This is a genomic window from Pseudomonas sp. DR48, assembly GCF_019823085.1.
GTDB lineage: Bacteria > Pseudomonadota > Gammaproteobacteria > Pseudomonadales > Pseudomonadaceae > Aquipseudomonas.
The window spans coordinates 5,879,754-5,905,854 of the sequence record NZ_CP081946.1 but is presented as its reverse complement, the minus strand read 5'-3'; the positions used below and the strand labels follow the sequence as shown (position 1 = coordinate 5,905,854).

The following is a 26,101-nucleotide window of genomic DNA, read 5'->3' as shown; positions in this document are numbered from 1 at the left end:
TTTTACCAAATCCGGGCTGGCACACGCGCTCAATAGCGCAGGCTCTCTTGTCGCATCCGTGCAAAGCGCGCCATTGCCGCGGCATCGAAGGCTTGGGCGGCCTGCGGCGCGGCGCCGTCGCGGATGGCTTGCCACACCGATGTCGAGCCGATCGAGCCGCGGGTTGCCACAAGATTGAATTGAGTGGGATACAGCGCGTGCAGGGTGACGAGCAGCGACAGTCCCAGGCTGGCGACGGGGCGTCGATCAGCGCTCTGGTCACGAACGATGCTGACGCCATGACACAGTTGACCGTGCCAGGTGGATTCGGTGGGGACGAAATCGATCGGCTCGAAATGCAAGCCAACCTGCAGTGCATTTAGCGCGGCTGCCAACCGTGTCGCATCGATCCACGGCGCGCCGAGCCACTCGAACGGGTGCGGCGTTCCGCGCCCCACGCTCACATTCGCGCCTTCCAGCAAGCCGACATCCGGGTACAGGTCGAGTTGGGCCAGCGTGCGCAGGTTCGGCGACAACGGCACCCAACCGAGCCCGGTGTCGGTAAAGGTCATGTCGCGCCGGTAGCCTTGCATCGGCACCACGCGCAGATCCGCCCCGAGGTGCTTGTGACGATTGAACAGGCTCGCCAGCTCACCGACGGTCATGCCCGGTTGCAGTGGCGCGGGGAAATAGCCGGTGAACGATTCGCGCTGACTGTCCAGCATGGGGCCGCCAAAGCGCTGCGCGCCGAGCGGATCGGGCCGGTCCAGCACAAATAACGGAATGTTTTGTGCGGCAGCCGCTTCAAGGGCGTAGCCGAGTGTTGTTTCATAGGTAAAGAAGCGTACGCCGGCATCCTGGATGTCGAAGATCAGCGCATCGAGTCCTTGCAGGGAGCCGGCCGGGAATCGCTGTTTTTCGCCGTAGAGACTGTGCACCACCAGTCCCGTTGCCGCATCGCGTGTGTCGCCGACCCGTTCGTCCACATCGCTGTCGAGCCCGTGTTCAGGCGAGAACAGCGCGACCAGCCTGACGCCTGGCGCATGGGCAAGCACGTCGATGGTGCGCCGGCCTGCAGCATCGAAGCCGCTGCGGTTGGTGATCAGCCCGACGCGCTTTCCGGCGAGCGGGGCAAACTGTTGCGTCTCGAGCACGTCGATCCCGGTTTGAACCGGTCCCGTGGAGATCGGCAGACGTTTGGCGGCCAGGAGCGCGGGCATCGCTGACGGCAGCGCCTGGCCGATCTGCATGGCGCTCGCCGGCGCCCCGTGACTGGCCAGCAACGCGAGCAACTGAGCGCGAAGCGGGCGGGCGTCGCCGCGATCGTCCGGGTACACACGGTTGGTCAGTATCACGATGAATTGACGTGTCACCAGGTCGATCCACAAACCCGTGCCGGTGTAACCCGTGTGGCCGATGCCGCCAATGGGCGGGAGGCGGTCATGGTTGGGCACCAGCGGTGCACTCAGCTCCCAGCCAAGTCCGCGCCAGGGTTCGCTTGTGAATGGCGAGGACGCAGCCGCCAGCGCGGCGATACTGGCGGGCTTCAGTATCTGCGCGGTGCCGGCGCGGCCATCATTGAGGAGCATTTGTGCGAAGCGTGACAGGTCATCCGCCGTTGAAAACAGCCCTGCATTCCCGGAGACACCCTCCATCCACCGAGCTATAGGGTCGTGCACACGCCCGCGCAGCAGGCCGGCCTTGTTGGCGAGGGTCGGTGCACTGCGCGCGACTCGCCCTGCGTCCGGCACAAAGAGTGTGTCGCGCATGCCGAGCGGTGCAAAAATGTGCGTCCGGCAATAGGCGTCAAGTGAAAGGTGGGTGATGCGTTCGACCAATTCGCCGAGGGCCACGAAATTCAGATCACTGTAGATGACCCGAGCACCGGGCTCGTCAAGCAGAGGTTGCGCCGCGATGGCGCTCAATACGCCGTTGCGTTCGCCCGACCGGGGCCGCGAGGGCAAGCCCGGGCGTAGTCCCGAGGTGTGCGCCAGCAGTTGGCGCACCGTCACGGCCCCTTTGCCACCCGAAGCAAAGGCTGGCCAGTAGCGGGCAACCGGTGCATCCAGGTCGATACGGCGGGCTTCGGCCAGTTGCATGATCGCCGTGGTGGTGGCGATGACCTTGGTGAGCGATGCGAGATCGAACTCGGTGTCCAGCGTCATCGGTTCGGGGGCGGGCGTCGTCATCCGTTGGCCGAAGGCCTGGCGATAGAACACGTGCGTGGCATCGCCGATCAGGACAACGGCGCCCGGCATGCGTCCGGCAGTGATCTGCGCTGCAACAATCTGTGCGGCTTGCAGGCGCGTCGGCGCGTCCAGATCGATGGCGACGGCAAACTGGGCGCACATTGCCAAACCGAGCAACAGCGCCCAGCGTTCAAGCGTACCGATCAATGATGCGGCAGATCGGCGGCTTCGTAATGATTGCGCGGGTTCCATAACATCCATCCATCAGTACCGGCCGCGTCGGCGGCATCAACCTGAGCCTTGATCGCCGCCTGGTCAAACAGCCGATGATCGAACGCATAGTCGCGAAAAGCCTGTAGCCAGGGACGAAAGCGTAGGCCGGGCAGTTTTGTGCGGTGCTTCGCCTCCGCCAGGGAACGCCTGACGATCTGAGCGGGATCCTCCGTCGGGTTGGTAAGGCCCGGCAGCCCCCAGGTGAAGCTGGAGGGGTACAACATCGGGGATATGTAGTCGAGGGCCGCGCCGAGCAATTCGATTTGCTGGCCGATGGCGGTGTCGTCGAGATTCCAGCAGACGTAGCCAAAGATATCCGCCGAGACAAAGACGTTGTAGGGCGCGAGCCGTTGACGCGCCTCCTTCAGGAACCCGACGATCGCCGCCGTCCGGTTGGCCCGGGTGTTGGGGAGCGCGAAACGTAGCCCGCTCTTGTCGGGAAAGCGCACATAGTCGAACTGGATTTCATCGAAGCCCATGCGCGCCGCCTCCTCGGCGAGATCAAGATTGTGCTGCCAGACCTCATGTGAAAACGGATCCATCCATTGCAGGTTTTCGCGATCTCGCCACGGTGTGCCGTCCGCGGCATGCACGCTCCACTGTGGGTGCGCGTCGGCGAGGGGATCGTCCTTGAACACCACAATACGGGCGATCAGATAGAAGTGCCGCGCACGCAACTTTGCCAGTAGCCCGGGAAAGTCTCGTGCTTGAGGTGCGGGGCGACTTGTGTGAGCCGCTGCGCCAATTGCCTCGCGGGCCGCGCTGCGATAAGGCGTCAAGCCGCGATCACCCTTGACGTCGATGACCAGCGCGTTGATGTCAGTGCTGTCGGCCAGGCTGACGACTCTGTCGCGTAACAGCGTACTGGTCACGCCGAACACCGACAGATAGACCGCTTTGGGGCGAAACGGGGTCAACGTGAGCACGCTGGGCGCTTCATCGGCCACAAGCGTTGCCTCGGTGCGCAGGTAGCCGGGGGCTCTGGCCGCGATGGTTGTGTCCGCAGAGTCGGTTTCGAAGTGCCCCAGTTCGTCGGTTTGCGTCACCGCGCCCGAGCTTGTGACCGTTGCGCCGGCAATCGGCCTTTGGGTGTCGGCGTCCAGTACGATGCCGCTGATGGCCAAGGCCTGATCAGACAGCAAGACAGCGATGAGCAGCAACGTTGGAGTCACCTGGTACCTCAAGGCACGGACGAAAGTCATCGTGTGCTCCCTGCGATGGGCAGCGGCCGGGTTTGCGGTTCGCCAAGCAGGCGGGCGAAGGTCTTGGCTCCGTAGGCGTCAATCATCAGATAGCGCGGCAGGGTGAGCAGGCGTGCGTGCCGGTCAGCCTTTTTTTCCTCCAGTGAAAAAGCCGCGATGTAGCCTTCGTCGGCGGCGAGTGCGATCAACTCGTCGTCATAGAGGCCGAACGGCCAGGCGAGCATGTCGACCGTGCCACCGGTTTGCGATTCGATCCGTCGCCGCGATTTGTCCAGTTGCAGGTGAACGAACTGGCGGAAATCGGCCGGGGAAAGGCGCCGACGCTCGATCTTGAAATTGGGATGCCAATAAGTGTGCGACTGGATGTCGACGAGGCCAGTCTGCTTCAACGTTCGCAACTGCTCCCAGGTCAACGCATAAGCGGCATTGGAAATCGCCGACGGATAGACAAACAGCGTCACGGGAAAATGCTCGCGCAGCATCACCGGCAGCAGCTTGTCGAATACCGAGCGATGCCCGTCATCGACAGTGATTGCGACTGGTTTGTCCGGTAACGTCGCATCGGGATTTCGCAGCCAGTCGACTACCGCGCGCAGCGTGACGAAGTGGTAGCCATGCGAACGCAAGACACCCAGCTGGCTGTCGAACGTACTCATGCGCACCGTCATTGAATCGTCCGCAGTGTCCGAGAACCGGTGGTACACCAGGATCGTGACAAGCGGTTCGGTGGGACGCGCTGCCCCCCAGGAAAACCCGCAGGCGCACATTAAAACGGCGAACAACAGAAGCCATGACACGACGCGGTCTTCGATCCACGACAGGATGTTCCCGTACATGTCAGCTCCCGCGATCGAATGCACCATTTTCCCGCAGGAAAGCGGCGGTCAGGGCAGTACTGTCGAGTATCTGCAGGTGGCGCGTCACATAATCAGCCGGCAGACGAAACGGCGGCACGGTGTCGGTGATCGCGATGTGTTCAAAGACCGGTGAGTCGAACAATTGACTGCGGGCGGTAAACAAACCATGGGTGGCGGCTGCGAACAAGCGTCCGGCTCCGGCCTGCTGGCAGGCAAGGCCGGCGCGTTTGAGCGTTTCCCCTGTGCTGATCAGGTCGTCGTAAATAATCGCGGTCTTGCCGCGTACATCGCCGATCAAGAGAGTGCCCGTCAGCGTGGTATGGGCACGGTGTTTTTCCATCACCGCGCTGCCGACCGAACGTCCCAGTTGTCGCTCCAGCGCCTGCCGAAATTGCTCGGCTCGCTTGGTGCCACCCGAGTCCGGGGATACGGCAACCACTTCTGTGTCGCCGACGTACTGGGCGAAATGCTCAGCGAACAGCTCCGCGCACTGCAGACTCCACGCCGGCTTGCGAAACGCGTTATCGAACGCGGCTGGATTGTGCACTTCAAGGGTGATCAGGCGATCCACGCCACTGGCTTCAAAGAACGCTGCCACGTAGCGCGTGATGGTCGGGTCCTGAGGCTGGCTGCGGCGGTCCTTGCGCCCGTAACAGAGGTAGGGTGCCATCACCTGCACCTGGCGAGCGCCGGCATCCTTGAGGGCGCCGCAGAAAAACAGCAGACGACACAGCTTATCGTTAGCGCTCTGCCGTTCATCCCCATACAAGGCATGGAACACCACGACCTCGCGCCCGTTGACCGAATCCAGCGGGCGGCATTTATGCTCGCCGTCTTCATAATCACGTTCCTCATGGCGCGCCAACGGGCAGCCAAGCCGCTGCGCGACGCGGGCGGCATAGAGCTCGCTGCCTTGCAGGGCAAACAGAAGCGGGGGCAGGGTAAGCATGCAGGACTCCTTCGAGGCCGTTGCCAAGTACGCATCATCTACCGTCAGCGAGCGGCGCCATGGCGCACAACCTCAATGCAAAACTCCTGCTCGAAGGGCGGCACGTTGCACTCGACGATGTCATCGGCGGCGACTTGCAGATGCACGCCGACGATGTCGGCCCGGATCGTCTGCTGGCAGACATATATTCAATCTAGCCCGGTCGGCACTGGCGCGATTGATATTGATAAATTTATCTCCTGCATACAACGGTTATGCGCCGCTGGTCAGTGATTGCTGGATTTTGGCGGTCAAGCAATCAGCGTTGGGCTTCGCACCGGACTTGTGATCGCCGGACCAGCACAGAGGAGGGCGCCCGCGGGTGCGCGATGCCCCGGCAGATGGTTTCCAGGCACAGGCCGTTATTAGCCATGTGGTTTGTTGATAAATATCAGAGGGCACCGCGGGTGACACTTGGATACTTGGCATGACTGACCGTATCAGGTCGGTATCCACCAAGGAGTCGATCATGAACAAGTGTTTGCCTGTTGCCTGGCTCGGCATTCTCCTGGCAACCACTGCCGGGTGCACGGATAAGTACGCCCAGGAAATCAGTGCACGCCTGGAATCAGCAGAAAACAAAGCGGCGATGGCACGGCTACGGGCCGATCAGGCTTACACCAGGGCATTACTGGCTGCGGAAGTAGCTCGAAAGGCACAACAAACTGCCGATGAAGCCAACAGCCGCACGGCCGGTAAAGCGACACGCAAATGAAGAGACGAGCATCAAGCCCTGACAGGAACGCAGGGTTGCAGCATCGCAGGTAAGCATTGTCAGTGAGGTGCGGACCGGGCTTGATAAATATCAACGACCGCGGGTCTGTAAAGAGCGTTCTATGACCTTTACACGAGCGATTCAGGAGACGGGCATGCGAATGACATTTCTCGGCGCCGCTGGCACCGTCACAGGCAGCAAGTACTTGCTGGAGCACCGTGACCGGCATGTGCTGATCGATTGCGGTTTGTTTCAGGGCTATAAGCAATTGCGACTGCACAACTGGGACCCGTTTCAGCTACCGGTTTCCGACCTCGACGCCATTGTGCTGACCCATGCCCATCTGGATCACAGCGGCTATCTGCCGGTGCTGGTGCGCAATGGTTATCGCGGACCGGTGTATGCCACGCCCGCCACCTGTGAACTGGTGGCAATCCTGCTACTGGACAGTGGACGTCTGCAGGAAGAGGAAGCCGAGTTTGCCAATCGGCACGGTTTTTCCAAACATGCGCCGGCTTTGCCGCTTTACACCGAGAAAGATGCCGAACGAGCCCTGAAACTGTTGCGGCCGGTGGAATTGCATCACCGAGTCGACATTCTTCCTGACTTTGCCATCCTGTTACGCGGTGCCGGGCATATCCTCGGCGCCGCCACGGTGGAAGTGACCGCCGATGGCATCACACTGCTGTGTTCCGGGGATCTGGGGCGTCCGGAAGATCCGCTGATGTTCGCCCCGGAACCCGTCGAACAGGCGGATTATCTGCTGGTGGAGTCGACCTATGGCGACCGTAAACATCCGTCGCAATCGCCGCTAGCGCAGTTGGCCGATGTCATCACCCGCACCACGTTGCGTCACGGCATTACCCTGGTGCCATCGTTCGCGGTGGGTCGTGCCCAGTTGCTGATGTACCACCTGTACCAACTCAAGCAACAACACGCGATTCCCGTCGTGCCGATCTACCTCAACAGCCCCATGGCCACCGACGTCACGCATTTGTATCAGCGCTTCGGCAGCGAGCACCGATTGTCAGCAAAGGATTGCGAAGGCATGTGCAGTGTCGCGCACTTCGTGCGAACGACCCGTGAGTCTATCGAGCTGGACCAGCAGCGCACCCCAGCGGTGATTATCGCCGCGAGCGGGATGGCCACCGGCGGACGGGTGATCCATCACCTCAAGGCGTTGGCCCCCAACCCGATCAACACCTTGCTGATTCCCGGGTTTCAGGCCGGCGGAACCCGTGGCGCACACATTATCGCGGGGGCGCCTTCAGTGCGTATCCACGGCAAGGACGTGCCGATCCGCGCTGAGGTGGTGCCGATGGAAACCCTGTCTGCCCATGCGGATGCCGACGAAATCATGCAGTGGTTGCGCGGCTTCAAACGACCTCCCAAACACACCTTCGTCGTGCATGGGGAGCCTAATGCCTCGGATGTGCTGCGCCGACGTATCAGCGTGGAATTGGGATGGTCGGTGTCGGTGCCGGAGTATCGCGAAAACGTCGAACTCACTCGCAACGATTCATCGCCGTAACGCCCGTTTGCACTCGCCTGTGCCGCGCGGGGTAGACATCAAAATCCTGATGATGATCGTCATCATCGCCTTCGTGGCACCGTATTGACCGACACAAAAGACGTTCAAGTCCTAAGCTCTACCTCGAAAGCGGCGGATGATTCATCGCGAGGGAAAGCCGCGTTTTCAAGGTGCCCACTTCAATGCTCAGTAAATGGCGGGACCCCATCCTGTTGCTGCTCACGACCCTGACGTTGCTGGCCGGTGGCGCTGCGCAGGTGGCGCAAAAGTCTGACTGGGCTTCGATGAGCTGGACCGCAGGCAGTCTGGTGATGGCGCTGGTGTTGCTCGTCGAGATCGTCGGGCGTCTGGCTCGGCGCGAGGCGGGGGTCGACCTGATCGCGCTGCTGTCGATTGGCGCCGCACTGGTGTTCAAGCAGACGCTTGTCGCCGCAGTGATTGCCTTGATGCTCGCGACCGGACGGACCCTGGAGTTTTTCACTCGCCAACGCGCCGAGCGTGAGCTACGTGCGCTGATCGACAGGGCACCGCGTTTTGCCTGGTTGCAGGAGGAGGGCGGCTTGCGCCAGATCCCTGTTGAACAAATCCAGCCGCATCAAACCTTGCTGGTACGCCTGGGGGAAGTGGTGCCGGTGGATGGTCGCCTGCTGAGTCCTTCGGCCATTCTGGACGAATCGGCGCTCAGTGGTGAATCGTTGCCGGTGACCCGCCGGGAGGGAGAGCCACTGCCCAGCGGCGTCTCAAATGTTGGCGCGCCCATCCTGCTGATCGCTACGCGAACGGCTGCGCAAAGCACCTACGCCGCAATAGTGCGACTGGCCGAGGCAGCACGCCGTTCGCGCGCGCCTTTCGTGCGTCTGGCTGACCGCTATGCGCTGGTCTTCATTCCTCTGACACTGCTGATCGCCGCATTGGCCTGGCAACTCAGTGGTGATCCCTTGCGTGCCTTGGCGGTGCTGGTGGTGGCGACACCTTGCCCATTGATCCTGGCGGTGCCCATTTCGATCCTGTCAGGGATTTCCAGGGCGGCGCGACGCGGGATCCTGATCAAGGACGGAGCAACGCTGGAGGCGCTGGCCGGGATCAAGCAAATGTTTTTCGACAAGACTGGCACATTGACCAGCGGGCATGCCCGACTGCAGTCGATCGAAGTCAACGGGGTGGCCGATCCGCAGCAATTGCTTGGCCTGGCAGCGTCGCTGGCACAGGCCTCGACGCACCCGATCTCCCAGGCGATTGTCGAGGCGGCGCACCAGCGCCAACTGCCACTCAGCGTCCCGCAGGAGGTGGAAGAAAGTCCCGGATCGGGTCTTTGTGGGTTGATCGATGGCCGGCGTGTGCGATTCGGCACGTTGTCTTTTGCTCACCGGGACTCCCCCGCGACCGATTGGGCCACCGTCATGCTGCGCCACATGGATTATCTGGCTTGCACCGGAAGCTTCATCGAGGTGGATGGACTACTTGCCGGCCTGCTGGTGTTCTCGGACAACGTTCGGCGCGAAACCCCGCAAACGCTGCGTCGACTGCGCAACCGAGGTATCGAGAGGATCGTCATGCTCACCGGGGATCGTCTGGAACCGGCCGAGATGATCGCGCTGTCTGCTGGAATTGACGAACTGCGAGCCGGGTTGACCCCAGAGGAAAAGGTGCGTGCCGTCCAGGAGGGTTGCCAGCGCACCAGCACGCTGATGGTCGGCGATGGCATCAACGATGCCCCCGCATTGGCGGCGGCGAACGTCGGCGTCGCGATGGGGGCCAGCGGTGCGACGGCTTCTGCGCAAGCTGCCGGTGTCGTGCTGCTGGTGGATCGTCTGGATCGCCTCGTCGAGGCGCTGGACATCGCCCGACGCACCCGCCACATTGCCCGTCTTGGCGTGCTGGCCGGCATGGGCATGTCGCTGCTGGCCATGGTGGTCGCGGCCCTCGGTTATCTGCCGCCACTGATCGGCGCCGTGGTGCAGGAGGGCATCGATGTGCTGATTATCATGAACGCCTTGCGGGCATTGGGGCCATTGTGGGGGCGCCGGCAGCAAAAGCTGACGGCGGAGCTTATCGATCGCTTGCAAGATGAACACCAGCAGCTGTCCAGCGTGTTGAGCGAGCTGCACCAGATGGCCAGTGACTTTGCCTGGCGCCCGGTTGAGCAAGCGCAGGCCGACTTGCTGGAACTGGTCGACAAGCTGCAAACCTCATTGGCGGACCATGAACGCGACGATGAAAAAACACTGTATCCGCTGCTGACGCAAAGCATGCCCGGCGAAGACCCGATGTCAGCGATGAGCCATGCTCACCGCGAGATTTTTCGCCTTATCCACCTGTTGGTGCGCATGAGCCGTGATTTTAGTGCTGATCCGGCAACGACGCCCGCTGACGAGATTCAGCATCAATTGATTCGACTGGATACCCTGGTGCGACTGCACTTTGATCAGGAGGAGGAGTTGTTCCGCTTTCTTGATGGGCGTTAGACGTCTTGTTCCAGCACACAGCGCCTTTGCGCAGTCTTTCCTCGGTGCCCATGAGTTAAGGAAGAAAATATGAGTCACGAAAGTCCGACCACCAAAGCCGAGCGTCTTCGCATTCCGCGCACGATCTGGGCGTTGGGCTTTGTCAGTCTGTTCATGGATCTGTCTTCCGAGCTGGTACACAGCTTGTTGCCCGTATTTTTGGTCACGACGTTGGGGGCGAGTGCATTGACCGTCGGGGTGATCGAGGGAGTTGCCGAGTCGACAGCCATGCTCGTCAAGATATTCTCTGGCGCGATCAGCGACTTCATTGGCCGACGCAAAGGATTGCTGTTGCTGGGATATGGTTTGGCCGCGCTGAGCAAACCCCTGTTTCCTCTGGCGCACTCGGTTGAAGTGGTCTTTACCGCACGTTTTCTGGACCGCATTGGCAAAGGCATTCGTGGTGCGCCGCGCGATGCCCTGGTTGCCGATGTTTCGCCGCCCGAGATCCGTGGCGCCTGTTTTGGTTTGCGCCAATCAATGGACACCGTAGGCGCTGTTCTTGGCCCGGCTATGGCCATCCTGCTGATGCTATGGCTTGCCGATCTCCAGCTCGTCCTTTGGTTTGCGGTGATACCCGCAACCGTCGCAGTGGCTCTGATTGTCGCCGGCGTAAAAGAACCCACACACGTCGCCAGCGAACATAAATTCCGATCGCCTATCCATTGGCGAGTCCTTCGCGAGTTCTCTGCTGGCTACTGGTGGGTCGTCATTGTCGGTGGGGTGTTTACACTGGCCCGTTTCAGCGAGGCATTTTTAGTATTGCGTGCGCAGGAGACAGGTCTGTCGGTCACCTGGATTCCGCTGGTGATGGTGGTCATGTCGATTTTCTACACGTTTTCCGCTTACCCCGCCGGCTGGCTGTCTGATCGTATGAGCCGTACGAAGCTGCTCTGCGTGGGGATGGGGTTACTTGTTTTGGCGGATCTGGTGCTGGCTCAGTCCAGCACTGTCATCACGATGATGCTGGGCGTTGCATTGTGGGGACTTCACATGGGATTCAGCCAAGGCATCCTTGCCTCGCTGGTCGCCGATACAGCGCCGGGGAAACTCAAGGGCACCGCCTTCGGCATTTTCAATCTGGTCAGTGGCGTGTGCATGCTAATCGCCAGTGTTCTGGCGGGCGGGTTATGGCAAAGCTTCGGGTCAGGCAGCACGTTCTTCGTGGGGGCGGTGATTGCCGCGACAGCGTTACTCTTGCTCTTACTGAAGAAGCAGTGATTCTTCAGATGAAGAGCAAGTCAGGCGCCAGCACCATAGGCTTCACTCAAAATATTTATCACTCTTCAACCACGACTCAAACTCTATCGCCGGCATCGGGCGTGCATAGAGATAGCCCTGTCCCTGGTCGCATCCGATGCTTCGCAGAAAAGAGCTCTGCTCAGCGGTCTCAACGCCCTCCGCAATAATCTTGAAGCCCAGGGCATGTCCCAACTCAACGACGGTTTTGGTGATGGCCACATCACTTTTGTCGTGAGGCAGATCGGAAACGAAGCTGCGATCAATTTTCAGACTATTGATGGGCAGCATCTTTAGATAGGCCAGGGATGAGTAGCCTGTGCCAAAGTCATCGATCGCCGTCGAGATCCCCAGACTTTGGAGCGTGCTCAAGACTTCTCTGGAGTGCTCTGGACTCGCCATCATCAAACTCTCCGTAACTTCTACCTCCAGGACGCTCGCGGGCAAATCATATTTATACAACGCCGCTCGAAGTGTCTCGACGTAATCAGTTCGGTCAATTTGTATAGCCGCCACATTGACAGCGACAATCCCGCAAGCGATATCACTATCGATCCAGCGTCGAATATCACGGCAGACCCTGTCGATAACTTGCTCACCTATCTGGATTATCAGCCCGGTACTCTCTGCCAGGGGAATGAAGTCCGCCGGGGAGATAAGGCCGTGAACCGGATCGCGCCAACGAACCAGTGCCTCGGCGCCTTCAACCTTATCGCTCATCAGATTGATCTTTGGTTGATACCAGACTTCAAACTCATGGTTTTTTACTGCACGTCGCAGGGAGCGCTCCAGGATCAAACGCTCCTGCGCGCGAAGGGTCATTTCAGGCTGATAGAAGCGATAGTCGTTGCGACCGCTTTCTTTGGCGCCGTACATGGCCGTATCCGCTTGACGGAGCAATTGCTCTGGCGTTTCGCTATCTTGCGGTGCTACTGCAATCCCGATGCTGGCTGTCAGCAGCGTGGAGTTTCCCCTTAGATCAAAAGGCTCCTGGAGAGACATCAGCAGTTTTTTCGCGACGACGATGGCATCGGTTGGCTGGCTGAGGTTGTTCAAAATGACTGCAAATTCGTCTCCGCCTATTCGAGAGACGGTGTCCTCAACGCGTACACACTGCGAAAAGCGAATGCCTGCTTGCTGCAGTAGCAAGTCTCCCATCGAGTGACCAAGGCTATCGTTTACCGTTTTAAAGCCATCCAGGTCCACCAGAAGCACTGCAAGTGCCTGGTCATAGCTTAAGGAAAGATCCAGTGAGTGCTGGAGTCTTTCCTGGAAGAGGAGACGATTGGGCAGGCCTGTAACCGGGTCATAATGCGCCATGCGGTCAAGCTCGCATTGCGACTGATTGATCGCTGATATATCTGAAAAAACGGCCACGTAGTTGACGGGCTGACCGAACTCGTCGAACACAGTGTTTATCGTCATCCACTTTGGATAAAGCGTGCCATTTTTTCGACGGTTCCAGAGCTCGCCACGCCAAAATCCATTGGCCTTGAGCGTCTCCTGGATATCGCGGTAGAAATCGAGATTCTGTTCCTCTGAAATAAGGATATAGGGCTTCAACCCTATAGACTCTTCTGCGCTGAAGCCTGTGATATCAGAATATGCTTTATTGATCGATACGATATGACCCAGAGCATTAGTGATAATCACGCCGTCGGCAGTGTTCTCCAGGACAACGCCCGCAAGTCTTAATTGTTCGGTACTTTGCTTGATTTCAGTGATGTCAGTAGAAATGCTGAGCACACCTGTTTGCTGGCCATCATTGTCGTAAAGAACGCACTTGGTTGTAAGGTAAATATGAGTAGTGTTATTTCTGTCGATCTGTTCCTCAAAGCGCATGGCGCTTCCAGTAGCAAGAACCTGTTCGTCATTTTGACGTTGGGTGTCAGCCTCTTCAGAGGTCAGAAAGCTTTCGCGCGGCCTGCCGTTCATCTCTGCAAACGATAAGCCTACTGCGCGCTCAAACATGAGATTGTAAAGTTGAAGATTTCCCTGGAGATCGAACACATAAATCAGCGACGGTGCATTATCCACAACATCCTGAAGCAAAGTCGTTTGAGTAAGTAATGCCTGTTCGGCCTTTTTACGGTCGGAGATGTCTCGAACCACCGCATACAGCATTAACTCCCCCGACAACGCAACGGTGGAGAGCGTTACTTCAGCTGGAAATACCACCCCGTCGGCACTTTTATGGAGCCATTCAAAACGATGAACACCTTTTTCCATTGCCATGTTCAACATGACTTGTGCTTTCTTTGTCGTGCATTGACCATCGCTTTGAAACGGAGGAGAAATATCAGTGGCTTTGACTTCATGTAGCGTTTCCAAGTCTTCATAACCGAATAACTTGAGGGCTGCGGTGTTTGCATCACTACAAATGCCGCCGCGACGCAGGATCCATATCGGATCTGGCGAGCGCTCAAACAGGGCGCGGAAGCGTGCTTCACTTTGTACTAGAGATAGTTCCGCAATCTCACGCTCTTCAATTTCCTTGGCGAGCTGCGCATGGCGCTGGCGAATAAGGCGGTGACTTCGGCTCAGTTGAGCAGCAAGAAAGGTAAAAAAGCCGGTGCAGGTCAGCGCAAAGATAAACAAAGGTGAGGTGAAGAGTGTGCCGTTCCTCCAGCCTTCCCGAGGAATCGCCGCGAGCTGCCAGGTGCCGCCTGGCACATCGACAGAGGTTGTAATGGCATCTTCTGAAAATACTGCTGGATTTCCCCAGATCATTTTTCCGTTGTTGCCTAATCCGTCTGCACCTCGTAGGGCCAGCTCAAGTGTCCCTCGCGCATTGATGCCACCGGCTTCAAGCAATGCATCAACATCAGCCACAACTGACGCGCTGCCCCAATAACGATCAGTACCGTCTTGGGTGGTGACAAACACCGGGCGCCGATGAATAAAACCTCGCCCTCCCTGGAAAAGGTCAATAGGGCCTGCCAGCACGGGGGCTCTTGACTCCCGAGATCTCAATACGGCTGCGTACTGGCCGGGCAGATTGTGGTAATCAACGCCTAAAACGCCTTCATTGCCTTTGATGGGATAGACACTGCGAATGACGTCGTTGGGAGCAAGCGCGATGTGATGGATGTGCGATTGCAGAGCCATTGCTTGCTCCGCCATTCCCTCAAAATGCGCAGTTGTTATGCCGCCGTCCAACCTCAATAGCTGAGCAATACCTTCCGTCGCATCAAACGTAGCATTTATTTGACCTTCTAAATGAGCTCGGACGCCCGTCAGTTTCGTAGTGACCTGCGCTCTATCCTTACTTGATTCTTGCTGGACGTCCAAGTGCCCTAGCGTTACGGAGAGCAACGTACCTAACAACAAGATGCTGATAGGGAGCAACATGGATCGAAGCGATCGTTTATGCGAAACAAGTGCAAATGGGTTAAATCCCGGGTTTGCCATCCGTAATTCTTCCAATGTTTAAACCCCGGTTATTTTGTGATGGGCAGGTCTTGATGTTTCTAACGTCTGCTTCGCAACTACGAATACAGTTGCTGATTTGCTTTCAAGGCCAGTATCAATACCTGTACAAAATAAAATTAATGTATAAGGGGTGGAAAAGGCATGGCATTCAATCATGGGTCAGATAGAAACTCCTGATATAGGCTCCCTGGCAAATTTTTCCAGAGCCCTTCTGTAGTGAGCTACTGGAAATCTTTCGTATTAACGCCCGATAAAGCGTTTGAGCTCAGAGGTACCGAAAGGTGCATTTTTTCTGAAATAAGACGTTTCGTCGGCTTCCTTGACGGGCTCGAACTCTGCTCTGTGGTGACCAGATACAATCGTCCACCCTTCATAGGCCCACTCGGCGTTTCGGTGATGGTGTCCACCTTTTTTGCCTATGCCCAACCTATGAGTCGAAATACCCGATGAGTGATTTTGAAGATACCGCGCGTGAAGTGCTTTCGTTCTTGCGGCACCGGCTGGGGTTCGATTTGTGGATGGTTACCCGGGCTGACGGCGACGACTGGACCGTTTTGCATTGCGAAGATCATGGCTATCAAATTCAGCCAGGCAAAGTCCTCATCTGGAGCGATTCTTTTTGCAGTCACATGGTCAAGGGGCTCGGGCCACGAATAGCGCCAAACGTCGGACTGGTGCCTTGTTATGCAGCGGCGCCCATTAGTCGCCAGCTCACCATCAACTCGTACATCGGGGTGCCACTTCTGCTGTCCGATGGCTCCTTGTTCGGCACCCTGTGCGCCATTGATCCATCGACTCAACCTGAAAAAATCAGGGAAGACCAGGAACTCATCGAAATGGTCGCCAAGGTGCTCAGCAAGATTTTGCAAATGGAGTTGAGGGCCGATGAAGAGGCGAGCAGAGCGGAGCGATTCGAAGCGCAGGCACTTAACGATGCCTTGACGGGACTTTATAACCGTGCGGGCTGGGATCAGTTGGCCACGGCTCAGGACATTCGAAACCGTCGTTACGGACATTCCTCAGCGGTTGTGATTATTGATATAGACGATTTGAAACTCATCAATGATGGCGAAGGTCATGCTGCGGGTGACAGTGCGCTCAAGAGTGCCGCTGACGCCTTGATTCACGCTTCGAGATCCGGCGATATCGTTGCAAGACTTGGGGGCGATGAGTTCGGAGTCATCGGTGTCAATTGCGACAAAGTCGGCGGCGAGGCGCTTCGCGAGAGGGTGTACGAGTCACTCCAACTGTTGGGCGTCAGTGCTTCTATCGGTTTAGCCATGGCTAACGCTTCCAATAACATAAGCTCGGCGATGACGCTCGCTGACAATGAGATGTATGAGCAGAAGCGCACGAAAAAAACTGGAGAAGTTGTTTCTCAAATACTTTGAGATTTACCGACAGGTACTTTGACCACGAAAGTGGTTCCACGCGCTCGGTCGGAAGTCACATCCACTGTCCCCGAGTGTGCGGCCACAATCTCGGAGGCGATGTACAGGCCCAACCCCAGCCCGGCGCTTGGGCCAAGACCACTGGTAGTGGACAGCGAGACACGTTCCATAGGGTTAAAGATAAAGGGCAGGATTTCTTCTGGTACAGGCTCGCCACGATTGTGTACAGAGAAAATCACGCTACCGTCTACTGGCTCCAGCGTGACCTCGATAGGAAACTGCAGATCACCATGTTGAACTGCATTGCTGAGCAGATTGGAGATGACTTGCTCAATTCGGGCTCCATCGAATTCACCACAAGCCGATGCACCTGAGTTGAATATGATCTTCGCGCCGGGATGAAACGTTCGAATCTCTTCCACCATGCGCGTGCACAGGGGCGTCAGGTCGATGTATTCCTTTTTAACGGGAATCCCTGGGCCCATCTGGCAGCGGGTCAGGTCCAGCAAGTCGCCGACTATCTGGCTGGCGCGTCTGACGCTGGTATATATCCCTGATGCAATTTTAGTCTCACGGGGCCCCAGATCGTCCGAGTTTCGCAACACATCGGCCCCCAGCAAAATAGCGCCCAGCGGCGTGCGTAAATCATGGCCGAGAATGCCCAGAAAGACATTGCGTGAGGCCTCTACAGCACTCGAGTAGCTAGCAATGGATTCGGCTAGCGCCTGGTCGATGGCTTCGTTGAAGCGGGTCATGTCATCCACTTCAAAAGCTGCCCCGACTTTCACCTGCCCCAGCCATTGGCCGACCACGCTCATTCTCAGCGCGCGATACTCCGACACCATTTGATCCAGGGTAAAGCCGGCCATTAAACGTGTGACGGCATGGATTTCCGCGGCGGTTTCCAACTCGTCCACAGGGGCATTCCCATGCGCCTTGGCGATCTGTTCCTGAGCGGACTGGTACGTGCGCATGTCTAACGCGATAGCGCGCAACATCTGTTCGGCATGATCGCGTAAAGCCTTGGAATCCAGAGCTTTGCCGGGGACCTCGATGGTTCTTGCAAAATCCTCCCAAGCTTGCAGTATCGGCTCAAGATTCTTGATGATGAAGTCTGACAAGCGCATGCCGATAGATCCTGGTTATTCGTAGGCCTTCGTCAGGCGTAACACCTCAGGTGTAAGGGGGGAGGGCATGGCGAATTTCATCGAGCTCATCCCAGGGTCGTGTCCTCGCCAAAGCTGCTCTCGAGCACGTTGTGGCATGGGGGAAATCGCTTTTTCTATCGAGTTCGGACTGCGTCGCCTTGCATGACTTGCAAGTGACGGTAGCCTGCGAAAGGCTCCAGTTTCCGTGCCAAGCGATAAGACTTTCCGAAGGAGACATGGTAATCAAAAACTCTACAGATTTTGTACAACTTTAGTTTCTTGTATAGGTTTTGGCGAGTTAATTTTGCATTTTTACTGGCTTGGCTGCTCAGAGGTGATTGGCGTCTGCCACGTGGCTGTAAGCCGCGCTCTCCTGGTGGTTGATCGATGCAATCCCGAGCAAAAGACCGACGATAAATAGCCGCACAGCCAAGCGTCGTGGCGATGGATAGAATCAGCAACCTTTGCCGAGTGACCGCGAGCGCTCCAAATAGAACCAGCTTTTTTTTGAGATCCGCCGGCCAGAAACTAAGTTAGAGTGCTCACAAGGGCTTTCCACTCGATTCGCATAGTTGCGCCAAGCGATTACAGCGAACGAATAGGGCAATAAAAACCGTTTATCTATCGTTATGTGAAGAATGAATCGTGCGCTGTTTGTTTCTCTGGATGGGCCCAAGGGGGCCGGCAAAACCACACTGTTGGAGGCCATCACGAAAGTACTGAGGGCCGACAACAAAAAGGTCATCCGACTTTGCGAGAAAAAAAGCGATCCCTGTCGAGGTGAAACCATGGCCCTCGTGAACAAACTCGTCAGAAATCCCACCCGGGAATTAGAGTTACGGGTTTGTGAGCGCCTTGCTGATAGCCGCACCTGGATTTCCCTGCACGTATTGGCTAAACAGCCACCAGACAGCATCATCCTGATCGATCGCTGGTATCCGTCTGATGCCGCGTTTCGCCAGCTAGTCCCGTTTGCAGAAATTCTGCAGTTGAACATTGATCGAAACGTGCAAGTGCCAGACCTGCATGTCGGCGTTGTCACCGACCCGGATATTTCGTGGGCGAGGGCAGCAGCACGATCGCGTGGGCTGAGCAGTACGGTCATGCATAAGCTGGAAGAACATGTCGCCTGCACCAAAGCGTTCGAGCGCGCGATTGCGGATCACGGCTGGGTGTTATGCCGTAATGAAGGAACGCTCGAAGACGCAACGATGCAGGTGGTTCGCGAGATCTATAAAGTGCTTCTCGGGCGCCATGAGCATTGCTAGCGTCATGTATGCGCGATGCGTTGTGACATGCTCGGCAGCTAACGCTATACAAGGCCGACAAACGAAAGAATGACCAGGACGATCACAACTGCTCCGACGATGTAGATAATATTGTTCATGAAAACCACCTCTCTCTATCTGCACAGGATTACGACGAACAAGGTCGCCTAATACAGACGACACCTTGATTCGCCGTTCCGTTCCACACACTGGTCTCAACGGCGACGCAATCACAGCAGAGCTCTCGATCCTTCCTGAAGGACGTACAGATTGCTTGGGCTGTGCGCTTATCCATGCGCGTTTGGTGATCAAGTTTTCTCACTCATCATTTCGTTGGAACTCCCCCATAACCCGCTCCGTCATTTGAAATGAGGGGAGCTGCGGGTATTTCGTGGCGAACCCGAATAACGCTTTTTCATTCAGAAGGCGAGGGACGACATGAATACTTCAGATAACAACACTGGGAGTCAGCCAGATAAACCCAATTCCGGAGGGCCAGAACAGAAATTTGAACACTTGAAAGAAAACGTGACTGAGGCGCTTGGCGACGCAAAACAACAGGCTGATGCGCAGTTTGGTCAATATCGAGATACGGCAGCCGACCAGATAGAGGCATTGGCAAAAGGTGCGAAATCGGTTGTTTCCGAACTGGAAAGCAAGGACACCCTTGGCATGTCCGACTACCTCGCAGACATGGCGGAGTCCATGAGCGGGCTGGCCGGGAATCTGCGTGGAAAAAGTGCCGAACAGTTGCTTCATGATGGAGCCGACCTTGCCCGTAATAACCCGGCACTGTTCATTGCTGGCAGTATCGCACTGGGTTTTGGCCTGTCGCGCTTTCTCAAGGCCGGGGTCGCGACTGCGGCGACATTCAGCAATGCCAATGATCCTGCAGCAGGCAACTCGATGCCTCCATCAAGTGGTTTTGGCGCTCAACGACGTTACGAAACTTCTGTTCCTTCACGTACCGATCAAAGCTCGTTGTCCACTGGCAACGCGGCGGCTTCGCCGAGTGAGCGGGAACATGTTTCGGACTTTGCAACGACCTCCACGCCAGGCTCGACGAACTTCAAAGGAGCACTGTGATGAACAGAGAAAACCCAGACTATCCGGGCTCAAGACCCGTCTCTGTGCCTGATCCCGACGCCTCGGTTGTCGGGCTGATACGCCAGCTAACCCGTGAAGTGCCCGCGCTGTTCACCAAGGAACTCGCGCTGGCCAAAGCTGAGCTTCAAGAAAGTCTCACGACGCTCAAGGCCGGCATTGCCGGTGTCACGGGTGGTGCGATTGTGCTGCTGGCGGGGTTCATCATCTTGCTGATGTCTGCTGTCTACGGCCTGAGCATGATCATGGCACCTTGGCTGGCAGCGCTGATCGTCGGTGTTGTGGTGATGATCGTTGGCTTCGTCATGCTGCAGTCAGCGAAAAAACAATTCGAACCGTCAAACCTCAAGCCTGATCGCACGCTGGATGCTTTAAACAAAGACCAGGAAGCGCTGCGGAGGAAAGTCTCATGAACAGTGAATTCGAAATCGAATCGCAGAAAAGCCCTGAAACCATCGAGCGTGAAATCGATGCGCAGCGGGCGAGTATCGGCAATATCGTTGATGCATTGGAAAGTAAGTTCACGCCGGGGCAGGTGTTCGATCAGGCATTGTCTTTTATGCAGAACAACGGATCGACGTTCCTGAACAACCTGGGCACCAGCGTCCGTAATAACCCGGTTCCCGCTGTACTGACATCGGTCGGATTGCTGTGGTTGATGCTGGGTCAGAATCGTCCACCGACCCCTCGTCCCGGCAATCAAATTGTCCCTGATCAAAACAGGGTGGGTGAGTGGGCCGAGGGTGTTGCTGATGGCATCGACAATGCCCGTGATCATCTACACCAGGCAGCAGACACGTTTAAGGAGGGCTACCAGACTGTCAAAAGCAAAGCGGTGAACCTGAGTGATGATTTGGGGGCTGCTACAGAAAACATCAGCCATGCCGTTCATGAGGCCAGCGACCGTTTGGTGCGCTCTACACAAGTTATGAGCAATCAGTTCAGCCATTTGCTCAAGGAGCAGCCTTTGATGGTCGCCGCTGCGGGAATCGCGTTAGGTGCGATGTTGGGGGCGGCGTTGCCTTCGACAGCGACTGAGCAACGCTACCTGGGCAAGACCAGCGCGGGTCTGGCGGACAAGGTCAAACAGCAGGCGCGCGAGGGATATGAAGCGGTGCGAGACACGGTGACCAACACGACTGATCATTCGGCCGGGGATGAGAACCCGACTCGTACAGCAACCGATACGTCGACTGATCTTTCTCGAGGTCTGGGAATGTCATAAGGGGTGAATGAAAGGCGGGAGGTTCGGCACTGTGTCCTCCCGCTGCCCGAACCCGCAACTCTCTCTCAACAACGTTGAGTGGTTTGCCAGAAGTATTCGGTGGAGCTGAAGTCGGTCGTGACAGCAGTTGAGATCAACCAATAAAAATAAGTTTTAATCGATTGCGAAATTGCACTCCACTTGACCACCCGCTTGCATTCGACCTGACCAGTCATTTGCATTCGTTCTGACCAACGATTTGCATCGGATTTGACCAGCAGGCTTTGTCACCATGAGCGGCAGAGAACGGCCAGAAGCCGTCGTGACGACCGGCAGAGAACGGCCATGAACTGCCTCCAGTGGATGTGACCATCTGCGTAATGCTGAGCTTCCATGCAGCTATCTCTGCAGGAACTAGCACGCCGACAACTGAGAGGATTTCCCCGTGGGAGCTTGCTAAGAGGACGGCACTCTTGGATCTGGCTCTTCGACGGAAGAGATCGCTGTCTGGTCTTGTTGTGCTGGGGGTGTCGCCGGATCCCAGCCTCCACCAAGAGCACGGAAGACCCCCACCGCGGCTCGTGCAGCATCAGCACGGTTCGCGTCGAGTTCATCGCGCGCCGTCAGCAACTGACGATCTGCGTCCAGGACATCGGTCAGGGTGATCGATCCTGCACGGTAAGCCTGCTCAGACAGATTCCGAGATTTTTCCAAGGCCTCCACCTGCTCCTGAAGCTGGACCACGTGGATCACGGTCTGACCCAACTGAATGAAGGAGTTCTCCACATCTTCTGCGGCCCGAAGGACGGATTGTCGATAAATGGTCAAAGCTTCGCCTGTATACGGCCTAATTCCTCCCTGCTCGCCTTTCCGGGCAGTTGCAAGTCGAGAAGTAATGAACGCTTCAGATCGACCTGACTCCAAGTCTTACCCCGACGCTCACATTCAACGTGTCGCGTCGATGGGTGTTCGAAACATCCGCCAAATCAAGGAATTCCCATGACCGACCCACGTAACGTCGCCCACGACAAAAAAGTACAGCAAGAGAAAAAGAACCACGGCGAAGAAATCGCGCCAAATGCTGAGCACACGCCCCAGCCTGGTATGAAGCCAGCACTCAAAGACGATGATGACAAGCAAGCCGACCAGGCTTGAGCAAGGCAGCAACCTGATTTAGAAACTGCCATTTGGCGGCGCTGGCTGAAGTCAGCAGCCGCTGCTTTGCCGCTAACTCACCATCTGCTGCCAAGCGTCCGCCGAGAGTGTCAGCAGTTGTTCGGGCGTGGTGACCGCAACTTCTTCCAAGGGACAACATGTGGGTCAAACGCTAGTAAAAGCGTTGGTCGCACATGCACCTCTGCGCTGTCAGAAGGTGCGTTTTTCCACCGATTCGTCCGAATGGGAACAGAGGATGTTGATGCTACCCATATCATGCTGCCAGGCGACGCCTGATGCAGGCAGCTAACGGCCAATAGCTGACCTTGCAGATCGGCTGCCAGAAAGCCACTTTTCCACTGCTATGCTAACAACGTCTGTTTCTACGCCAGAGACGAGCAGAATGGCAGCACAAGGCATTTTTTATTCATTGCACATCGTCAGAGGAACGCCCCGCGATGCGACACTCACTTAAGCATTCGAGACTTCGTTTTGGCTTTTTGCTGACTGTTATCTCAATGGGGCTTACCGCTTGTTCCAGTAACGACAATATCAATACACCTGCCACAGCCATTGCTCGACCACCGATCGATGATAGCGAGACGTCTTCTGTACGTGTCACTACCAGTTGGATACAACACTCGCTTAGTCAAGCTGAATGCCTGAAGCACGCTCAATCAGCGCTTACAAAAGCGAGATATTTTGTTGATGTCGGAGACAGGTCCGTTTTTGGGTTTCGTCAAGGGATGACTTTTTCGATCCGCTGCGACTACGAAGGCGTTGCATTTTTAGCAGTGGCTTATCGTCACAGACCCAGTGTTGAAACGCAGGATCGGATCTTGAATGAAATAACCAGGTTATTTTAAGGACTAGTGACAGGCAGCAAACGGCCAGAAGCGGACAGTTATATTAAGCAAGAAACCGATGAACTCTGCTTTTCTAACCGTCACGCAGTTTAAATACACCTGCGCATGCTGTAGATATTCGATATGTAGTGCGGAAAACCGCGTTAAATTATGGTAAAGAAGCACGTGTCGCCCGATATTGGGAAATCATCGTGAACGCCTTATTTAAGGCAGAGACGTAACCCATCGGCCAGTTCATTAAAACTACTGAGGGCGAACATATGAACTCAAAATTTGCAATGATCAGAAAGTACAAGAAAGAGGTGGTGAGGGCCGCTGCGCATTTTTACATAGGCTATTTAAATATGTGGATCGTCATTGGAGTCATCACTTCGGCATTAACCTTAGTTGCGTGCGGCAAATCTGAGCACAAAGATAATGCTGAGACAATGGGGGCTCAGCAGAACACTTGCATGACCGATGCATTAGTTTCGACTAAGGATAAATATAACATGAGCTACGATCAGCTGATTGGTCGTGATAAAATCACTCGTCATGCGTTCATTGGAACGGTGGAGTTTAAATCCCTCAAAACAGAGAAGTGGGCGTTAGAAAACATCTATCCTGACAATACGCTGAAAGATGGTTCGAAAATAGCGAGACCTGGAATCATGGCGGCGGCCCGCGTGCCCATGCGTACCATTAAAGAAATTTACCCAGATGTCATCCTAACCGAAGTTTCAAATCAACCTACTTCGCTGGTGGTTATGGTAACTTGCCGACCTGATTTGACAGCTGCACCAAGATCAAGGTCGGAACCGTCCACTACTTATACGACACTGAATCAAGAATTAGGCGTCTATGAATCCAAAAAAAATGGGGAAGTGATCAGTATTCCGATCGATGATGGCGACAGGTACCCGGATGGAACCGTCGTCGCGCTCAATTGTGAAGAGAACCTTACTAAAATATGCAGCAGTACCTTTGTATTAGTCCCTGGCGTGTTTGTTGAATATCGTTATCCTGTAGAGCAGAGAGCAGACTGGAAGCGGATTAAAAATTTCGTAGTATCTTCTCTTAATGCTTCAATGATAGTTAAATGATGAATTTTGCGCTGAAGCAGTTTGAAGAACCATTGAGGCTATCGCGTGTCTTGCATGCTCTTCGTTACACTGGTGATCAGCATCAATCTAGACAGTGCTTTGTGCGATAATTTTAGTGGAACGCACACCTCTCTATACATAATCGCTTAAAGTATTCTTCTGTTGTTGCACATCAGGGTGAGCCAACACGATGCTGCATTAAGTACTTCCGGCGGGGCATAGCACGTATTATGGGGCGGTACCTTCAAAGCAGATTCGCGTCGGACGCCTGCCTTTGTCCGATTTCTGGCTTTCTGTCACAGGCAGCTATGGGTCGTTTTCTCACTCTCGTGACAGGCAGAGAACGGCCAAAAGCGGCTTTTGAGCCCAACGCGCAATTACCGGCCAAGAGCGGCCACTCGATCTGCTTTTCTGGCACATAAAGCCGGGCAAAAAAACGAGCTATGAGTATGAAACATGAACTTTGGCTGGAACCCGATGGTTGCCAGACTTTCTGCCTGGCAGGTATTCACGGTGATGACGCGCGCAATCTTCTTTCAGCAAACCCCCAATTGATCTGGACGGTCGAAGCTGACAGCTACTTCGAGGCGATGACCAAATACTATTCCTTCATGGCATGGGGTAAATACCAGACAGACTTCCCCGATCAGGACCAAATTTCCTACGCAGAGCTAGGATGGGTTGAGTAACGGGTGCCAAGCGACAGGATAAGCAGCTCCGCGTTTTGAGCTCAAGACCGAACGTCCGGATTGGGTCGTTCTCTGCCGGTCATGTCCACGAATTGTGCTGGTCAAATCCGATGCAAATGACAGGTCAGGTCGAATGCAAATGGGTGGGCAAGTCCGTGCAATTACCCAATCGATTGCACAGTGACCGACGACTGGCGAGAAAACGGGTAATTTGCACGGTTAAAAACCGCCTGTCGTGATCCCTCGATCTTTTTAAAATTTTCTCCAAAGCATCCCCTTCAGATGACTGTGGGCGACGCATTCGGTCAATCACCGAATGAGCATCGCTCCTTTTTAGTCCTAAGGAGATTCGCCATGTTCTTACATAACAAACGACTTCAATACACCGTGCGCGTCGCCCAGCCCAATCCAGGGTTGGCGAACCTTTTGCTGGAGCAATTCGGCGGAGCCCAAGGTGAATTGGCGGCTGCGTCCCGATATTTCACACAGGCCTTGGCCGAGGATGATCCGGGAAGAAAGGACCTGCTGATGGACATTGCCACCGAAGAGCTCAGCCACCTTGAAATCGTTGGGTCGATAATTGTGATGCTCAACAAAAGCGCCAAAGGCCGCCTGGCAGAGGGCGTGGAAGAAGAGGGCGAGTTGTATCGCGCCATAAACGGTGCGGGCAACGACTCGCACATCACGAGCCTGCTGTACGGGGCTGGGGCACCCCTGACCAACTCTGCTGGCGTGCCGTGGTCAGCCGCCTACGTCGATACCATTGGCGAACCTACTGCCGATATGCGCTCCAACATTGCCGCAGAGGCGCGCGCCAAAATCGTTTACGAGCGATTGATGAATGTCACTGACGATCCGGGTGTGAAAGAAGCTCTCGGTTTCTTGATGACCAGGGAGATCGCCCACCAACTGTCCTTTGAAAAAGCCTTGCACTCGATCCAGCCGAACTTCCCTCAAGGCAAGTTGCCCGGCATGCCGGAGTTTACGAACGTTTACTTCAACATGTCCCAAGGTGAGGAAAGCATGCGTGGGCCATGGAACCAAGGCGACGATTGGGAGTATGTCGAGCAGCCAACACCTGCCGTCGATGGTGGTGACGGTACGGCGAGTGTTGAGCTGAGCGCCGAGGATGATGCGCTGTTGCTGGACATGAAAGCGCGGACGATGTCTGACCCGCAAAGCAACCCCATTACCGGTGCCGATCTGGGTGCTGGCATACAGGGAAAACCTGAAGCCTGACGAGGATCACCGCATGCGTTTGATGCGTGCGGTGCCTTTCAGTTGT

The 26,101-nt window shown here is 56.1% G+C and carries 20 protein-coding genes and 1 pseudogene; 13 read left to right on the top strand and 8 right to left on the bottom strand.

What is annotated here, in order from left to right:
* Positions 1 to 29 precede the first annotated feature (29 nt).
* The 5 genes and pseudogenes from K5K95_RS26670 to K5K95_RS33285 all read right to left on the bottom strand — a co-directional run.
* Entirely contained in the window at positions 30 to 2,420 is a 2,391-nt protein-coding gene (locus tag K5K95_RS26670; RefSeq protein ID WP_261398081.1) for an exo-beta-N-acetylmuramidase NamZ domain-containing protein, read from the bottom strand.
* Positions 2,372 to 3,643: a putative glycoside hydrolase gene (locus tag K5K95_RS26665; protein ID WP_222586860.1), complete on the bottom strand. Its 1,272-nt coding sequence runs from the start codon at positions 3,641 to 3,643 to the stop codon at positions 2,372 to 2,374. The genes K5K95_RS26670 and K5K95_RS26665 overlap by 49 nt, the downstream gene beginning before the upstream one ends.
* Positions 3,640 to 4,506, bottom strand: a complete 867-nt coding sequence (locus tag K5K95_RS26660; RefSeq protein WP_261398080.1) for a polysaccharide deacetylase family protein — start codon at positions 4,504 to 4,506, stop codon at positions 3,640 to 3,642. Before K5K95_RS26660 ends, K5K95_RS26665 begins: the two co-directional genes overlap by 4 nt.
* The gene (locus K5K95_RS26655; protein ID WP_222586859.1) at positions 4,481 to 5,449 is read right to left on the bottom strand and encodes a ribose-phosphate diphosphokinase; all 969 of its coding nucleotides are present in this window, start codon (positions 5,447 to 5,449) and stop codon (positions 4,481 to 4,483) included. Before K5K95_RS26655 ends, K5K95_RS26660 begins: the two co-directional genes overlap by 26 nt.
* Before the next feature lie 44 nt (positions 5,450 to 5,493).
* A pseudogene (locus K5K95_RS33285) lies at positions 5,494 to 5,634 on the bottom strand (phosphoribosyltransferase); the annotation flags it as partial.
* Positions 5,635 to 5,957: 323 nt separating this feature from the next.
* Between K5K95_RS33285 and K5K95_RS26645 the strand changes: the two are divergent.
* The 4 genes from K5K95_RS26645 to K5K95_RS26630 all read left to right on the top strand — a co-directional run bounded on the left by K5K95_RS26645 (position 5,958) and on the right by K5K95_RS26630 (position 11,459).
* Positions 5,958 to 6,203, top strand: coding sequence for an Lpp/OprI family alanine-zipper lipoprotein (locus tag K5K95_RS26645; protein WP_222586857.1), 246 nt, complete (start codon positions 5,958 to 5,960; stop codon positions 6,201 to 6,203).
* Positions 6,204 to 6,357: 154 nt separating this feature from the next.
* A complete protein-coding gene (locus K5K95_RS26640; RefSeq protein ID WP_222586856.1) occupies positions 6,358 to 7,734 on the top strand; it encodes an MBL fold metallo-hydrolase RNA specificity domain-containing protein in 1,377 nt (458 codons plus the stop codon).
* 182 nt (positions 7,735 to 7,916) lie between these two features.
* A complete protein-coding gene (locus K5K95_RS26635) occupies positions 7,917 to 10,199 on the top strand; it encodes a heavy metal translocating P-type ATPase (protein ID WP_222586855.1) in 2,283 nt (760 codons plus the stop codon).
* Positions 10,200 to 10,268: 69 nt separating this feature from the next.
* The gene (locus K5K95_RS26630; protein WP_222586854.1) at positions 10,269 to 11,459 is read left to right on the top strand and encodes an MFS transporter; all 1,191 of its coding nucleotides are present in this window, start codon (positions 10,269 to 10,271) and stop codon (positions 11,457 to 11,459) included.
* Between the two features lie 42 nt (positions 11,460 to 11,501).
* On the opposite strand, the gene K5K95_RS26625 is transcribed toward K5K95_RS26630, so the two are convergent.
* On the bottom strand, positions 11,502 to 14,828 hold the full coding sequence (locus K5K95_RS26625; protein ID WP_222586853.1) for an EAL domain-containing protein: 3,327 nt from the start codon (positions 14,826 to 14,828) through the stop codon (positions 11,502 to 11,504).
* A gap of 527 nt (positions 14,829 to 15,355) precedes the next feature.
* Between K5K95_RS26625 and K5K95_RS26620 the strand changes: the two genes are divergently transcribed.
* Positions 15,356 to 16,300 carry a sensor domain-containing diguanylate cyclase gene (locus K5K95_RS26620; RefSeq protein ID WP_222586852.1) on the top strand — a complete coding sequence of 315 codons (945 nt, stop codon included), beginning with the start codon at positions 15,356 to 15,358 and terminating at the stop codon, positions 16,298 to 16,300.
* Here the strand turns inward: K5K95_RS26620 and K5K95_RS26615 are convergent.
* Positions 16,288 to 17,427 (bottom strand): sensor histidine kinase, encoded by a 1,140-nt coding sequence (locus K5K95_RS26615; RefSeq protein WP_222586851.1) that lies wholly within the window; start codon positions 17,425 to 17,427, stop codon positions 16,288 to 16,290. The two genes, K5K95_RS26620 and K5K95_RS26615, sit on opposite strands and share 13 nt — an antisense overlap.
* 659 nt (positions 17,428 to 18,086) lie before the next feature.
* Between K5K95_RS26615 and K5K95_RS26610 the strand changes: the two genes are divergently transcribed.
* From K5K95_RS26610 to K5K95_RS26595, 4 genes are all read left to right on the top strand, one after another.
* Positions 18,087 to 18,716, top strand: a complete 630-nt coding sequence (locus K5K95_RS26610; protein WP_222586850.1) for a dTMP kinase — start codon at positions 18,087 to 18,089, stop codon at positions 18,714 to 18,716.
* Positions 18,717 to 19,154: 438 nt separating this feature from the next.
* A complete protein-coding gene (locus tag K5K95_RS26605; RefSeq protein WP_222586849.1) occupies positions 19,155 to 19,802 on the top strand; it encodes a hypothetical protein in 648 nt (215 codons plus the stop codon).
* A complete protein-coding gene (locus K5K95_RS26600) occupies positions 19,802 to 20,233 on the top strand; it encodes a phage holin family protein (protein ID WP_222586848.1) in 432 nt (143 codons plus the stop codon). Before K5K95_RS26605 ends, K5K95_RS26600 begins: the two co-directional genes overlap by 1 nt.
* Positions 20,230 to 21,045 carry a DUF3618 domain-containing protein gene (locus K5K95_RS26595; RefSeq protein WP_222586847.1) on the top strand — a complete coding sequence of 272 codons (816 nt, stop codon included), beginning with the start codon at positions 20,230 to 20,232 and terminating at the stop codon, positions 21,043 to 21,045. Before K5K95_RS26600 ends, K5K95_RS26595 begins: the two co-directional genes overlap by 4 nt.
* Positions 21,046 to 21,480: 435 nt before the next feature.
* Here the strand turns inward: K5K95_RS26595 and K5K95_RS26590 are convergent, their stop codons facing one another.
* Positions 21,481 to 21,852: a TolC family protein gene (locus K5K95_RS26590; RefSeq protein ID WP_222586846.1), complete on the bottom strand. Its 372-nt coding sequence runs from the start codon at positions 21,850 to 21,852 to the stop codon at positions 21,481 to 21,483.
* Between the two features lie 171 nt (positions 21,853 to 22,023).
* On the opposite strand from K5K95_RS26590, the gene K5K95_RS26585 reads away from it, so the two are divergent.
* The 4 genes from K5K95_RS26585 (at position 22,024) to K5K95_RS26570 (ending at position 26,055) form a co-directional block, all read left to right on the top strand.
* Positions 22,024 to 22,179, top strand: a complete 156-nt coding sequence (locus tag K5K95_RS26585; protein WP_222586845.1) for a hypothetical protein — start codon at positions 22,024 to 22,026, stop codon at positions 22,177 to 22,179.
* 1,126 nt (positions 22,180 to 23,305) lie between these two features.
* The gene (locus K5K95_RS26580; protein WP_222586844.1) at positions 23,306 to 24,127 is read left to right on the top strand and encodes a hypothetical protein; all 822 of its coding nucleotides are present in this window, start codon (positions 23,306 to 23,308) and stop codon (positions 24,125 to 24,127) included.
* Positions 24,128 to 24,576: 449 nt separating this feature from the next.
* Positions 24,577 to 24,816 carry a hypothetical protein gene (locus tag K5K95_RS26575; RefSeq protein ID WP_222586843.1) on the top strand — a complete coding sequence of 80 codons (240 nt, stop codon included), beginning with the start codon at positions 24,577 to 24,579 and terminating at the stop codon, positions 24,814 to 24,816.
* Positions 24,817 to 25,170: 354 nt separating this feature from the next.
* On the top strand, positions 25,171 to 26,055 hold the full coding sequence (locus tag K5K95_RS26570) for a manganese catalase family protein (RefSeq protein WP_222590438.1): 885 nt from the start codon (positions 25,171 to 25,173) through the stop codon (positions 26,053 to 26,055).
* The last annotated feature ends 46 nt before the right edge of the window (positions 26,056 to 26,101 follow it).

Bases quoted from the DNA above. Each gene is read 5' to 3' on its own strand.
- K5K95_RS26670 (WP_261398081.1), bottom strand. From the start codon at position 2,420: ATGGAACCCGCGCAATCATTACGAAGCCGCCGATCTGCCGCATCATTG.
- K5K95_RS26665 (WP_222586860.1), bottom strand. From the start codon at position 3,643: ATGACTTTCGTCCGTGCCTTGAGGTACCAGGTGACTCCAACGTTGCTG.
- K5K95_RS26660 (WP_261398080.1), bottom strand. From the start codon at position 4,506: ATGGTGCATTCGATCGCGGGAGCTGACATGTACGGGAACATCCTGTCG.
- K5K95_RS26655 (WP_222586859.1), bottom strand. From the start codon at position 5,449: ATGCTTACCCTGCCCCCGCTTCTGTTTGCCCTGCAAGGCAGCGAGCTC.
- K5K95_RS26645 (WP_222586857.1), top strand. From the start codon at position 5,958: ATGAACAAGTGTTTGCCTGTTGCCTGGCTCGGCATTCTCCTGGCAACC.
- K5K95_RS26640 (WP_222586856.1), top strand. From the start codon at position 6,358: ATGCGAATGACATTTCTCGGCGCCGCTGGCACCGTCACAGGCAGCAAG.
- K5K95_RS26635 (WP_222586855.1), top strand. From the start codon at position 7,917: ATGCTCAGTAAATGGCGGGACCCCATCCTGTTGCTGCTCACGACCCTG.
- K5K95_RS26630 (WP_222586854.1), top strand. From the start codon at position 10,269: ATGAGTCACGAAAGTCCGACCACCAAAGCCGAGCGTCTTCGCATTCCG.
- K5K95_RS26625 (WP_222586853.1), bottom strand. From the start codon at position 14,828: ATGTTGCTCCCTATCAGCATCTTGTTGTTAGGTACGTTGCTCTCCGTA.
- K5K95_RS26620 (WP_222586852.1), top strand. From the start codon at position 15,356: ATGAGTGATTTTGAAGATACCGCGCGTGAAGTGCTTTCGTTCTTGCGG.
- K5K95_RS26615 (WP_222586851.1), bottom strand. From the start codon at position 17,427: ATGCGCTTGTCAGACTTCATCATCAAGAATCTTGAGCCGATACTGCAA.
- K5K95_RS26610 (WP_222586850.1), top strand. From the start codon at position 18,087: ATGAATCGTGCGCTGTTTGTTTCTCTGGATGGGCCCAAGGGGGCCGGC.
- K5K95_RS26605 (WP_222586849.1), top strand. From the start codon at position 19,155: ATGAATACTTCAGATAACAACACTGGGAGTCAGCCAGATAAACCCAAT.
- K5K95_RS26600 (WP_222586848.1), top strand. From the start codon at position 19,802: ATGAACAGAGAAAACCCAGACTATCCGGGCTCAAGACCCGTCTCTGTG.
- K5K95_RS26595 (WP_222586847.1), top strand. From the start codon at position 20,230: ATGAACAGTGAATTCGAAATCGAATCGCAGAAAAGCCCTGAAACCATC.
- K5K95_RS26585 (WP_222586845.1), top strand. From the start codon at position 22,024: ATGACCGACCCACGTAACGTCGCCCACGACAAAAAAGTACAGCAAGAG.
- K5K95_RS26580 (WP_222586844.1), top strand. From the start codon at position 23,306: ATGAACTCAAAATTTGCAATGATCAGAAAGTACAAGAAAGAGGTGGTG.
- K5K95_RS26575 (WP_222586843.1), top strand. From the start codon at position 24,577: ATGAAACATGAACTTTGGCTGGAACCCGATGGTTGCCAGACTTTCTGC.
- K5K95_RS26570 (WP_222590438.1), top strand. From the start codon at position 25,171: ATGTTCTTACATAACAAACGACTTCAATACACCGTGCGCGTCGCCCAG.